The organism is Lacticaseibacillus suibinensis (assembly GCF_003946175.1).
GTDB lineage: Bacteria > Bacillota > Bacilli > Lactobacillales > Lactobacillaceae > Lacticaseibacillus > Lacticaseibacillus suibinensis.
The window spans coordinates 92126-104400 of record NZ_RHOK01000002.1; the positions used below are offsets into that span (position 1 = coordinate 92126).

Genomic DNA, 12275 nt, shown 5'->3' on the forward strand with positions numbered 1-12275 from the left:
CCGCCAGTTTAATCCGGGTCAAAAGCAGGAACAAGATGCAACTTGATAATGGCGTCATAACGGTCGGTCGCAGATGCTGGTAATTGATGCTCAATATCAATCACAGTGCCAGGATAAGCCAAAATCAGTCGATTGATGGTCGCAGCAGTCATCTGATCCAGTCCCGACAGTGCCTCATCAATCAAGAGAATTGGCCTCGGATCCACCAAGGCTCGCGCTAACTCTAAGCGTTTTTGCTCACCGCCGGACAGCTGGACCCCGTCAATCCCAAGGCGGGTGCCCAACGCTTCGTGATTGGCATAAGCAGTCAAGCCAACTTTTTGAAGTAGGGCAAGCTGTTCGGCTTCGCTAATGGTCCGGCCTAATGTCAAGTTAAAACTTAGGGTGTCAGCAAAAATGAAGGGCTGTTGATGCACGACTGCCATCTGCTTTAGGGGTTCGGGACTCAGCGCTGCAGCATACAGCATGCGTCCTGATAAAGGCATACGATCATGCAGAATGACCTGCAGCAAGGTGGATTTACCAATGCCAGACGGTCCTTGAATTAATACTTTCATCCCCGGGAAAACGGTCAGATTGAGCGGCTGAAAGAGCGGCTTGGTCACACCAATCACTGCGCGCTCCAGTTTGAGCAAACCAGCAACCTTGGGCACATAAGTCAAACGGTGATGCTGCCGATTCACTGGTCGGAGCACGTGATTTAACAAGGGTAGCCCCGCCTGCAGTTGACCGTATGCGCGGGTGAGATTGATCAAAGGCGTGACCACCCGATCAGCCGCGGTGTAGGTGGTAAGCAGCAACCCCACACTCAACTGTCCCTGCCTGATGGCCCATACCCCACCCGCCAACGCCACCGTGGTTGTGATGGCATAGACTGCACCCACCAGGCCGGATGCAATCTGCTGGCGAAAATTCATGACGAAGGCCGCAGCCTCATTTTGCCGCAAGCTAACGTCTAAGCGTGCGATTCCCTGCGTGACCAGCTGATAATGCTTGAATAAGGGCCGCGCCGCCAAGGTATCACTCAAACTGCTGGTATAGCATTCATTGGTCTCTTGCCATTTACGGGTTCCAGCCTTCAGCCAGCGGGCAGTAAAATGGGGAATCACGGCCGGAACAAAGCCCAAGGCGACGAAAACAAAGCCGGTCAGACCACTCATGTGAAGCACAAAGATGAGTGTCATACTGCCTTGCAAGGTGCTATAAAGCATATTAATCAGTGGTTGTACCACGCTCTGCTCAATCTGTTTCACATCGCCAAGTGCTGCGGCCAGCAAACTGCTACTGTTGGTTTCAGTTGCCGCGGCTGCATAGGCGCGCTGAATCAAGTGCCGTCTGAGCTGCAGATTGACCTGCTGCCGGAACCGGCCTGAGAAATAACTCATGCCCAGATTGGCCAGATTCACCAACAGCAGTGCCAGCCCCCAAAATATCAAGCGTTGCAGGACCCTGGCAAAAGTGTGCGCAGATAGGCCATCAGTGATTTGCCCCAGAAAAAAGGGACTGACAATGCCATCACCCGCAGCCATTACCCCGAAAAAGACCAACCCGAGGATAGTCCGACGATGCGGTCTGATAATCTTAGTCACGGTTGTCATCACGCCATCCCCTCCTTTGATGTCCTCAGTGTATTTGGTACACTAAGGAAAACATCAGGAGGTGCCAAAAATGGCAGGAAAGATTGGCCCTTATCTTCGGCGCTTGCGGCTCAACCAGGGGCTAACCCAGCGCGAACTGTATCACGAGCTCTTAAGCGAACGGCAAGCCATTCGCTTTGAGGCCGGCCGCAATGATATTCAAGCTGAACGCCTTTTCACAGTGCTCGCCCGCATGGCCTTGCCGATAACCGCCTTAACCACGCTTATGCCCGCCCCCAACCGCAATCCTGCGCTTCAAAGTGGGCTCACCAAGCTCAGCCAATGGCCTGATGCCACGCTCACCCCTGAAGAAAATCGCGCCTTAACCACTTACGTTACTGGCCAAAGCCCACTCACCTTGGCCGACATTCAAACGGTCACGCCATTACTCGGCCGCTTCGATGATGCGCTATCGAAGCGGCTTTACCAAAGCACCTGGCGCCACCTTCAAGCACATCAGACGGAAACTGAATATAGCTCTCTCGCCAGCTCATTTTGCATTGGCGCTTTATACTACGCACTCTTTCATGCTGATCTGGCCATGGCACAGGTCTACCTTGAACGATGGCGCAATGCAGCGCCGCAAACCATTGAACAGCAGATTCAGCGCAACTTCTTCACCGCCCTAATCCAAGCGCTCCCTGCTGGTGCAGCGGCCAGTTATCAAGCCACAGCTCAAATCATCCATGGCCTACGAGCAATTGGGCTCGCTGTCATGGCTGATGCTTTAGTGGATAACCGGCGGCATATCCTTTCTGCATTTGGTCTACATCTGGCTTGGCGCCGCGATGAATTAGGCGCCTTGGCCCGCAGTACGGAACGCCACCAGGCAGCGGTCGCCATCGCCAACTATCCGGGGTTAGCGGCGGCTTTGAGTGGGCAACCCTTAGCGGCTTTTAGGACGATGATTGAATAAACAAACAAGTGGTCAGCCGCGATACGGTTGACCACTTGTTTTAGGCTGGCATCGCCACCCCGATTGCCATGCCAATTTGCTTCCCAGCTTGGAGCCAGGCCTTGGCGCGTTTTTGTAAGGTCGTGTGCGCGGTGTACCGTGCCGGATCCGCTTGCCACGCCCCAAATAACCGTTCTTCAGCCTGATGTGCCGCCGGGTCGACTGCCGCCACCTGAAACCGATTCTGAAACAGACGAATGTTGCTGGTTGCTGGCAGCAATGCCTGGAGCGCCGGGCTCATCAGCCACGAATCGCACACTAGCGGCAACTGACCAAACCGCGCTTGCGCCAAGGCAAACGCCTCATCGCAGGCCGCTGGCGATAGTGGTCCATCGGCCGGAATGTGCACTTGCAGCGCCTGCGTTCCGGCTGTCAGCGGTCCGAGCGCGGTGGTTGGCTGCCAAGGCTCAAATTGCAGCCGTCCTAGTCGCACCACCTGATGCACCAAAGTGAGACGCAACCAATCGTTTTCGGTGACGCCAATGCCGCCTTGTTTCTGAGCGTAATCGGCTGCCCAGATCGCGATATCGCGGCCATCAGCCACCCACTCCGCCGTCGTCGCATAATGGGCCTGTTCACCATAAAGCAGCTGTGCGAACACTTGTAAGGCGAGCTTTGGTTGCCCGGCCAGCCGCGCCAGGAAAGCTGGTTCGTCAGCTGCCAACTGGTGCCACCGCTCCAAATCCGGCACCGGCGCCAGCGCCACCGCTTGCGCCGCTGCGGGCAGACCGATGGCGGTCAACCATGCCTCAAATGTCATCCTCGCGCCTCCTTTACCTGAGCTTTTCATTATCTTTTTAATATAGCACATCGGCTAACAGTCGCCGCCAGCAGGCCCGTTTTGATACAGTTAAGGTAACCCTTTCGAAAGGAGCGCCGGTCAATGAAAAAGCCTCGGCATCTTTCTGCCCCGCAAGCCATTTTACTCAGCTTCGCCGCCATGATTGTCATCGGGACTGGTCTACTCGCGCTTCCTTGGGCTAGCCAAAGCGGCCAATCGGTGAGTCTGCTAGACGCCTTTTTCACTGCGACAAGCGCGAGCTGCGTGACCGGGCTGGTGGTGGTCAATACCATGCAGCATTGGACCTGGTTCGGGCAACTTGTGATCTTAGCCCTCATTCAACTCGGCGGGATTGGGTTCATCACGGTGGTGACCGGCGCACTCATTATTTTTCGCCAGCGCATTGGCCTCAGACAGCGGCTGACCATTCAAACCATGTTCAGTCAGAGCTCGCTTGGCGGCATGACGCGGCTGGTCTGGCAGGTACTTCGCTACACCGCAGTAATTGAGGGAGCCGGCGCAGTGCTGCTGACGATGGGCTTTTTAACCGCCAACCGCGGCTACACCTTCGTTGAATCCGTCTGGTACGGCATTTTCCACGCCATTTCGGCTTTTTGCAATGCCGGCTTTGATTTGGTGGGCATTAACTCGCTGGCTGAATTTCAGGGCCACTGGCTGATCAATCTCACGGTCATGGTCCTGATTACCCTCGGCGGCTTGGGCTTCACCGTGCTCCATGAACTGCGGCATTTCAAAGCCAAAAAACACTGGCGCCGCCTCAGCATACACACCCGCTTGGTCTGCGGTACCAGTGCGGTGTTGGTAGTCGCTGGCACGGTGCTGTTTGCCTTGCTGGAATGGCACGGTGCCCTGGGCCACTTGGCGACGCCGCAAAAATGGCTGGCTGCTGCTTTCGAATCCGTTACCCTGCGTACTGCCGGCTTTGCCACCATTGATCAAAGCCAACTAACCCCGCTTAGCCAACTGCTGGCAACCGGATTCATGTTCATCGGCGGCTCGCCTGCCGGCACTGCCGGCGGGGTCAAAACCATTACCCTGGCGCTCCTGGTTGCCGCCGTGAGCTCCGGTTTGCACGGCCACACCGGGATTGTGATTGCCGGGCGGCGCCTGCCGCTAGCGCTTGTGCAAAAAGCCTTAGCGGTGTTTTTCGCCTTGTTTGCGGTCATCGTGATGGCGGTGCTGATTTTGCATTTTTCGGAAGCAGGCAACAGCTTTGCGCCGACGCTGATGGAGACGATTTTTGAAGCCACCAGCGCCACCGGCACCGTGGGCCTCACCACCGGTCTAACGCCGTTCTTGTCTCCCATTGGCAAAGTGACCATTGCCTTGTGCATGTTCATTGGCCGCCTGTCGCCGCTGACGCTGGTGGTCGCCTTGAGCTTGCGCCAAAACGCCGACTCTCATATCATCGATTACCCCGCCGCCAATGTCATCATTGGCTAGAAAGGAGCTGCCATGAAAAACCAACAAGCCCGCAGTTTTGCGATTTTCGGCCTTGGCCGCTTTGGCACCAGCATTGTCTCCCACTTAGCCGAGGAAGATGTCGAGCTCCTAGCCGCCGACCGGGACCTTGCCCGCGTTGAAGCCGTCAGTGCCTGGGTGGACCAGGCCGTGGTCGGCGACGCCAGTGATGAAGCGTTTTTGACGCGATTAGCGATTGAGCATTTTGACGTGGTGGTCTTTGCGATGGGCGAAGACTTCGAATCCAGTGTCATGGGCACGATGGTCGCCAAAGAACGCGGCTGCCCCCGCGTGGTGGTCAAGGCGCTTGACCCGCGCCAAGCCAAAATTCTCACCCGCGTCGGCGCCGACCAGGTGGTACTGCCTGAGGTTGAAATGGGCGCCAAAATTGCCCGCAGCCTCGTCAACGCCAATATTATCGATGCCTTTGCTCAAATCGATGGTATCGACATCACCGAACGCCGGCCGGATCCCCAGTGGGTTGGTAAAACCCTCGCCGAGGCGGATGTGCGGCGGAGTGCCGGAGTGGAGGTGTTGGCGTTAATTCGAGATGGGAAGCCTCAGGTGCCGGTGAAGGCGGAAACGGTGCTGGCGGCAGAGGATGTGCTGGTGACCGTAGCGAGTGAATAAAACGCAAAAGTGGTCGTCGCTTTTCACAGCGATGACCACTATTAGGTTCTAATACTTGAAAGTTACCATTTATGCGGCTTCTGGCGTCAGACCTTCTTCTTTTTGCAAGGACCGATCATAGATGCGAATGAACGGTAGTGAAATCAGAATGTCCATAATCAAAATGGCAATCCAGAGCACCACATTACGCCAATCCATTGATGCGAGGAACACTTGCAAGATCCCCGGTGTTGTCCATGGCGTGTAGATATAAAACTTACCAACGACGCCGGCCAAAGTCAGGAAGTAAACGATGGTCAAATTTAGCACCGTGCAGATGATATTCGGAATGAAGAACCACAGATTAAGCACCGTCGGAATCCCGAAAATCAACGGCTCGTTGATATTGAACAGCGTACCGATTGGCGCCAGCTTGCTCAACGACCGAAGCCGAGCAGACCGAGCAATCAAAATCATCGCAATCAGGAAGGCAGGATAGGTAATCCAGCCGCCCCACACACTGTAGAAAGCTCCGGCAAAAATGTGCGTCATCGCGTGGCCAGCTTGATATTGCTTCAAGTTCAAGGCGATGTTTAACGTTGTGATTGGGGTGACGATGGTACCAATCATGTTATCGCCATGAATCCCAAAGAACCAGAGCGTTTTAGCCAGCACTGCTAGGAGCAAAATCACAGGTAAACTCCCACTGACATTAGCAAAAGGTGCAAAGACTAAATAGATTACACCGACCAGGTAAGACTGGGTGGTTGCAACACAAATCGCATTCAGTGCCACAAAGATAACGGTGGTGACCACCATCGGTACCAGTACCTCAAATGGTGCGGCAACCCCTGATGGGACAGAGGATGGGAGCTTAATCGTCCAATGATGCGTAATGAACAAGCGATTGATTTCAACCACCGCAATCGCAATCAGCATCGCCCCAAACATCCCCTTGGCCCCAAGATCTGCCTGCGGCAAGTATTGGATGGTCTTAACGGTTTCAGATGGTGAAGCAGCAATGAAAAAGGCAAACATCGCCGAAACTAGGTTTGTCACCAAATTCATCTTGTAATGCTTGGAGAGATAGTAAGTAATCGCCACCAACACATATGGGGCCAACAACCCGATGGTCAGGTTGTACGGTACCATCAAGACATTAGCATTCGCGGTGGCCCACTTTTGCCATGCCAGCATAAACGCAAAGAAGAAGTTCGTTGCCTTCATCCCAGTCGGAATCGGTGGTGAGGCTAGTAAAATCGAAAAGCCCCCAATAATCGTCAGTGGAATAATGGCAGTCATCCCGTCACGAATTGCGGCCAGGTACTTTTGATTACCGATCTTAACGGCAATTGGATTGACCTTAGCTTGAATCCAGTCGGTGAGTTTGGCAGTTCCTTCAGCCATGAATGACACCCCTTTGGTGAATTAATTTTGAATACGAGGTAAGCGTAACCGCTTTAGGAATATTTTTCAAGTATTATTTTTTTATGGAATATTTTTCATTTTAGGATTACACTAACTGACGTAGGCAATCCAAATTTGCCTTATGGAGCCCACTTGCGATTAGGGAAGTGCTAAACTGAAGGCGCGGAAAATATTCCGGATACTGTTCAAAGTTGAAACGTGGAGGCCATAAGATGGACATCATCAGACAGATCGAGCTCTACTACGCAAATATAACCAAATCCGAGCGTGCCGCGGCTGATGCCATCATGGCTGACATGCAAATTGTGGCGGAGCAGCCCATAAAAGAAGCAGCCCAAGCATACGGCGTTTCAGCCACGACGCTGGTCCGGCTAGCGAAGCGGCTGGGGTTATCGGGATATAGCGAGCTGGCCTTTCAGACCAAAAACTATCTGACGGAGCATCGCATCACCCCATCAAAAAAAGCCCAGCAAGCCCCCGAAATGGCGAGTCTCATTCAATCTTTCATCGGGGCCTTCGAGCAAATGATCACCCCAGAAGTGGAAAACGCTGTCGCCCAGTTAGCGACGGCATTGCACGGCAAGCATCGCATCTTGGCAGTCGGCTTAGGTCACTCCGGGTTAGCAGCTGAACATCTCAAATATCTGATGCTGGGTCGCGGCTTGTTCATTTCCACTGTCACCGATGGCATCTTGATTGAACGCCTACCACCATTGATGCAATCAGACGATCTGATTATCATCTTCTCGTCCTCGGCTGCTGTTGACACCTATGCGAATATTTTTAAACGAGCGAGCAAAAAAGACATCACGTTCGCCCTCGTAACGATGAATCCTAACGCCCCGGTGCTCCAAAAAGCTGACATTCAGTTGGTTCTGCCAATGGTGCACAGTCTGGATACCGATGCCAAGGGGATTCGCTACATCGACTCGCGGCCGGTGTTTGACGTCTTAGTCAGTTGCCTCACCCGCTACTACAGTGATGTCTACCCTAACGCCTAATGCTAGCAAGTGGTTCACGCCAGATTCGGAAAGGAGTTTCAATGAATGAAAATAGAACAAGTGATTGCGCAAGTGAAGGCCTATCATCGTGGGGTTTGGCATGGTGAAGTGATTGATCCCGCGACCACGCGTGATCAAGTCTTATTTGGCGACCCAGACCAACCCTGCACCGGCGTCGTCACGACCTGCTGGGCCTCACTCGCGGTGATTCGGCAAGCAGCTGCGCAAGGGGCAAACCTGATTATTTGCCACGAAGCCTTGTTTTGGAATCATGGTGATCACACCGGCTGGCTGGAGGAAACGCACAACCAAACCTACGCGGCCAAAGTGGCCTTGCTTAAGGAAAATCATATCGTTGTTTGGCGTGACCACGATCACATGCATTCAGGAATTCCGCTGGCTGATGGCACTTACGTTGATGGCATTTTCTATGGTCTGGCCAAACAACTCGGCTGGGAAAACTATATTCTCAATGACGCTGATGTACTGACGGCTTTTGAATTGCCTGCCGCCACCACTGCCCAAGCAGTGGCCGAGCATCTGATTACAAGCCTACATCTGAACGGGGCGCGAATTATTGGCGAGCCCGCTACGCCTGTGCAAAAAATCGCCGTCCCTACCCACGTCTTTGGTGACGCTAAAGGTTACATTACCAAAGCCGAAAAGGATCAATACGATCTTTTCATGTCCTTGGAACTGATTGATTTTACCTTGAGCGAATACATCCAAGATGCCAGCCTCAATGGTCAAAACAAGGCGATTGTGGCGGTCGGTCACTTTAATGTCGAAGAACCCGGCATGGCTTATCTAGCCACCTACCTGCCAAATATTATCGGCAGCGAAATTCCAGTCTCGTTTGTTCAGTCTGGGGATATGTACCACTACATCAAAGCATAATGATGCACGATTAAACGACCACTCTAGCACCTTAACCTCCTCACTAAAAAAGACTTATGCGGTGACTGTCTTTCACAGCCAACGCATAAGTCTTTTTGTTAGCGAGCAAATTTTTTTGGTGCTAATCTACTTTCACCTGCTCAGGTCATCCCCTGAGCGGTAAAAGGAGGCGAGTCATGCGACGCTGGCTGAACTTGATGATTCTGGGCGTGTTTTTCTTCATGGTGATTGTTGATGGCAGTATCGTGACCATTGCGATTCCTGCCATGGCGCATGGGCTAGCGGTAGGCACCGAGCGCGTGGGGTTGGTGATCAGCATCTACCTGGTCACAATCAGCGCGCTACTGCTACCATTCGGCCAACTGGGCGCACAATGGGGCCGCGAGCGCTGCTTTATGCTGGGTACGTTGGCGTTTCTGGTTGGCTCTTGGTTAACGGGCGCCGGCGCGCAGCTGAGCTGGGTGCTTGGCGGCCGAGTGCTTCAAGGGGTCGGCGCCAGCCTGACCATGGCCAATAGTTATGCGCTAGTGGCAGATTGGTTCCCACCGCAACAGCTTGGCCGCGCGTTTGGCATCGAAAGTATTTTTATTTCGCTCGGTGGGCTGGCCGGCCCGGGGCTCGGCGGGCTGGTGTTGACCCACTGGGACTGGCGGTACCTGTTTTGGCTGAACTTACCCATTGGCGGCTTATGCTTGGTGGCGGCGGTGCTTTGGTTTCCGCGCACCGCTTCCCGCCAGCGATTGCATCTCGACTGGGGCGGCACCGGGCTCTTGATGGCGCTGGCAATCGTCTTTTACGTCAGCACCGCTAGTAGTTTGACGCAGCCAGGACTGGCGCTGCTAGGCCTAGCGCTCAGTGGTGGGCTGTTGTGGCTGCTAGTAAGGTGGGAACAGCACCGCCCGCACCCGCTTTTGAACCTGGCTTTGCTCAAGACCCCAGCGTTCGGTTGGCCTTTGGCGGCGGCGTTTACGACCTTTGTGGCCGCCTATTATTTCACCTTACTCGGGCCGATTTATCTGCAAGTCGTTGTTGGGCTCTCCCCTGCGGCCACCGGCGCGGTGTTGATGGCTGGGCCGCTGGTGGCGATTGTGGCTAATCCCTTGGCGGGCATGGCTGCCGATCGCTGGTCGCAGCCGCGCGTGATGCAAAATGGCCTGCTTTTACTGCTGGTGAGCGCTTTAGGGTTAGTGCTGCTGACTGGGCAATTCGAACCCTTGGCGTTTTTGCTGGTCTCTGTGGTCATGGCCATTGGCACCAGCGTCTTTGGCACCGCCAATAGCGCCTTTTTGATGCGGGAAGTCACACCTGCGCAGCGCGGGGCGGCCGGAGCACTGACGGCGTTGCTGCGCGAGGTTGGGCTGGTACTAGGCGTGAGTTTGGCCAGTACCAGCTTTTACGGCAGCCTGGGGGCACTGGCACGCCAACCGCTGACCACAGCGCTAGGCCAACCAGTTAGCCGCCTGCTCACGGCGCAGCATCTCGCTTATGCGCTGGCGGCCGTCATTTTGCTCGGCGGCTGGTGGCTCAATCGCAGGCTCCTCAAAAGCGGGCACGCGCCGCGGCGCAACGCCAACCAACCCGATTTATTTTCATTGTTTGAAGCAAGGTTTCGTTCAAGGAGGTTATAACCATGGCAACCACGGTGACTGTTTTAGGCAAAATGCAACCACTTTTGACCATTCCGGAAGACTTCACGCGCATCACCAGCGAGCCGCGTTCGCGCAATGGCGAAGCGGTGCGGGTTGATCGCTATCAGCAGCAGCGGCCAGTACAATGGTTCGGCCCGCATGTGACGCTGGTGTGGGGCGCCGATGACCGCTTGCTGAGCTTCAATGCTTTTACCGCCACCAGCAGTGCGCCGTTGCCCACCCAAGCCGCTGCTCGGCAAATCGCCATGCAGGTGTGGCAAGCACTGGATCCGCGCTATGCGGCGGGGTTGGACTACATGCGGACTGACCGCCTCACCCGGTATTTCGAAGTCGCTGACCAGCGCATTGACATTCCGGTGTGGTGGGTCAAGTTTGCCCATCGCAATGGTAGCTATAACTGGGTCTCAGTGGGCGCTGGGGGCCAAGTGGTCGAAATGGAGCGCGAATCCATGTGGGATTATATGCGCAGCCGGCGCGCAACCGAGGAGTGGAACTATGATGACTGGGTGCTGGCGCGTGAAGGCCAAGGCCCGCAGCCAGCCGCGCCGGCCGCACTCGCGTAGGTGCTCTCCATGGCCAAAACAATGGATCAAGTGATTGCGGCCCTAGGCGCTGCCAATGACCGCCTTAATCGCTTAGAAGAAGTAGATTACGTCACTGCCGCGTACAAGGGTTTCAGCGCCAGCGGCGACACCTTGGAAGAGGTGCAAACCGCGATTGACGAAACCCAGGCGCAAATCGAAGCCTTGCAGCGCCAGCTCGACCGGCTCAATGATCAGCTCACTTAGGGACAGCAAAACGCCGAGTCGTCAGCAGCGATTCGGCGTTTTCTGATTCAAAAGCATCAGTCGACCACGTCAATGCCCAGACTGGCGGCAATGGTGGCGGCTTGCCATTGGTTGAGTTTCAGACCGCGCAGTAAACTCGGTGTGAACAGCAGACTGTCAAACCGCGATTTGCTGAGATTAACGAACTTCAGCGGGGTTCCGGTGAAGTCAGCGCCGGTCAGCTCGCCGCCAGCAACAGTGAGCCCCGGTTTAAGCAGTTTAACTGCTTGAAAGCTACTTTCCGTCAGTTGGGTTTCTTGGAAGCTGACGCCTTTCAGTTTGCTTTCGGCTAAAATCAGATAACTGGCCTGACAGTCGGTGACGGTCACCTGATGCCAGACGCTGCGGGTAAAATCGGCCCCCATCAGCTGACAGCCACTGAACTGGCAGCGATACATTACACTTTCGGCGAAATCGGCATTCAGGAATTGACTCCCCTTAATCGTACAATCCAGCCACTCGCCGCCGCGAAAATCGGTTTGCTCAAACTGGCAGTTGATGAAGGTCACGCCAGCCAGTTTCAGCTCATGTTGCGACACAGTCAGCCGGCAGTGATCATAGGTTTCCCCTTCTACCGCGGCGTCTAGGCTTAGGGTTTGGTGTTCAATCATCGGCAGCAGCTCCTTGGTTAGTTTGGGCTGGGCCAAAGCGGTATGTAAAGCCGCCAAGCCCAGCGTCATCGCGGCAATCATCGGCGTGAGTCGCCGGTACATCGCCGTTTCCGGGGCATACTTGGCCCGGGCGACGGTGGTTTTATGAATGATGGATTGAATCGGCGCCACACTGGTTTTCATTTGGGCCAGCGACGGTACTTGCCCGCTGACCAAGGCGCTGACGACTTGCAAGGCGGCAATGCGATTGACCAGCAGCGTGGCCTGCGCCGTGCCTGGAGCAAACTTCGGCTGCATGCGCTGGCAGTTTTGAATGGTGGTGGCGTAGATCTTCAGCGCTGCGGCGCGTTGGTTGTCAGTGGTCTTCATCGTTGCACCTCCTTGGGGCCGATGCCACT

12 protein-coding genes are annotated in these 12275 nt (G+C 54.8%); 8 read left to right on the plus strand and 4 right to left on the minus strand.

Translation table 11 applies throughout. The annotated features are described in order from the left end of the window. Positions 1-8: 8 nt before the first annotated feature. Positions 9-1598: an ATP-binding cassette domain-containing protein gene (locus tag EKM90_RS01475; protein WP_225422671.1), complete on the minus strand. Its 1590-nt coding sequence runs from the start codon at positions 1596-1598 to the stop codon at positions 9-11. Between the two features lie 70 nt (positions 1599-1668). Between EKM90_RS01475 and EKM90_RS01480 the strand changes: the two genes are divergently transcribed. Continuing rightward, the gene (locus EKM90_RS01480) at positions 1669-2553 is read left to right on the plus strand and encodes a helix-turn-helix domain-containing protein (protein ID WP_125579283.1); all 885 of its coding nucleotides are present in this window, start codon (positions 1669-1671) and stop codon (positions 2551-2553) included. Between the two features lie 40 nt (positions 2554-2593). Here EKM90_RS01480 and EKM90_RS01485 read toward each other — a convergent pair whose 3' ends face one another. Then, positions 2594-3352: a hypothetical protein gene (locus EKM90_RS01485; RefSeq protein ID WP_125579284.1), complete on the minus strand. Its 759-nt coding sequence runs from the start codon at positions 3350-3352 to the stop codon at positions 2594-2596. A 123-nt stretch (positions 3353-3475) separates the two neighbouring features. On the opposite strand from EKM90_RS01485, the gene EKM90_RS01490 reads away from it, so the two are divergent. Together EKM90_RS01490 and EKM90_RS01495 are read left to right on the plus strand one after the other, a co-directional pair. Continuing rightward, the gene (locus EKM90_RS01490) at positions 3476-4837 is read left to right on the plus strand and encodes a TrkH family potassium uptake protein (RefSeq protein WP_125579285.1); all 1362 of its coding nucleotides are present in this window, start codon (positions 3476-3478) and stop codon (positions 4835-4837) included. A gap of 12 nt (positions 4838-4849) precedes the next feature. Next, the gene (locus EKM90_RS01495) at positions 4850-5485 is read left to right on the plus strand and encodes a potassium channel family protein (protein WP_125579286.1); all 636 of its coding nucleotides are present in this window, start codon (positions 4850-4852) and stop codon (positions 5483-5485) included. Between the two features lie 69 nt (positions 5486-5554). Here EKM90_RS01495 and EKM90_RS01500 read toward each other — a convergent pair whose 3' ends face one another. Next, complete coding sequence (locus EKM90_RS01500) at positions 5555-6871, minus strand: PTS sugar transporter subunit IIC (RefSeq protein ID WP_125579287.1); 1317 nt, start codon at positions 6869-6871, stop codon at positions 5555-5557. 233 nt (positions 6872-7104) lie between these two features. Between EKM90_RS01500 and EKM90_RS01505 the strand changes: the two genes are divergently transcribed. The 5 genes from EKM90_RS01505 to EKM90_RS01525 all read left to right on the plus strand — a co-directional run bounded on the left by EKM90_RS01505 (position 7105) and on the right by EKM90_RS01525 (position 11227). Continuing rightward, complete coding sequence (locus tag EKM90_RS01505) at positions 7105-7893, plus strand: MurR/RpiR family transcriptional regulator (RefSeq protein ID WP_125579288.1); 789 nt, start codon at positions 7105-7107, stop codon at positions 7891-7893. A gap of 45 nt (positions 7894-7938) precedes the next feature. Then, positions 7939-8790, plus strand: coding sequence for a Nif3-like dinuclear metal center hexameric protein (locus EKM90_RS01510; RefSeq protein WP_125579289.1), 852 nt, complete (start codon positions 7939-7941; stop codon positions 8788-8790). 176 nt (positions 8791-8966) lie between these two features. Continuing rightward, positions 8967-10418: an MFS transporter gene (locus tag EKM90_RS01515; protein WP_125579290.1), complete on the plus strand. Its 1452-nt coding sequence runs from the start codon at positions 8967-8969 to the stop codon at positions 10416-10418. Between the two features lie 2 nt (positions 10419-10420). After that, positions 10421-11002: a hypothetical protein gene (locus tag EKM90_RS01520; protein ID WP_125579291.1), complete on the plus strand. Its 582-nt coding sequence runs from the start codon at positions 10421-10423 to the stop codon at positions 11000-11002. A gap of 9 nt (positions 11003-11011) precedes the next feature. Further along, on the plus strand, positions 11012-11227 hold the full coding sequence (locus EKM90_RS01525; RefSeq protein WP_125579292.1) for a hypothetical protein: 216 nt from the start codon (positions 11012-11014) through the stop codon (positions 11225-11227). Between the two features lie 56 nt (positions 11228-11283). Here EKM90_RS01525 and EKM90_RS01530 read toward each other — a convergent pair whose 3' ends face one another. Further along, positions 11284-12246 (minus strand): pentapeptide repeat-containing protein, encoded by a 963-nt coding sequence (locus tag EKM90_RS01530; protein ID WP_125579293.1) that lies wholly within the window; start codon positions 12244-12246, stop codon positions 11284-11286. Between the last annotated feature and the right edge of the window lie 29 nt (positions 12247-12275).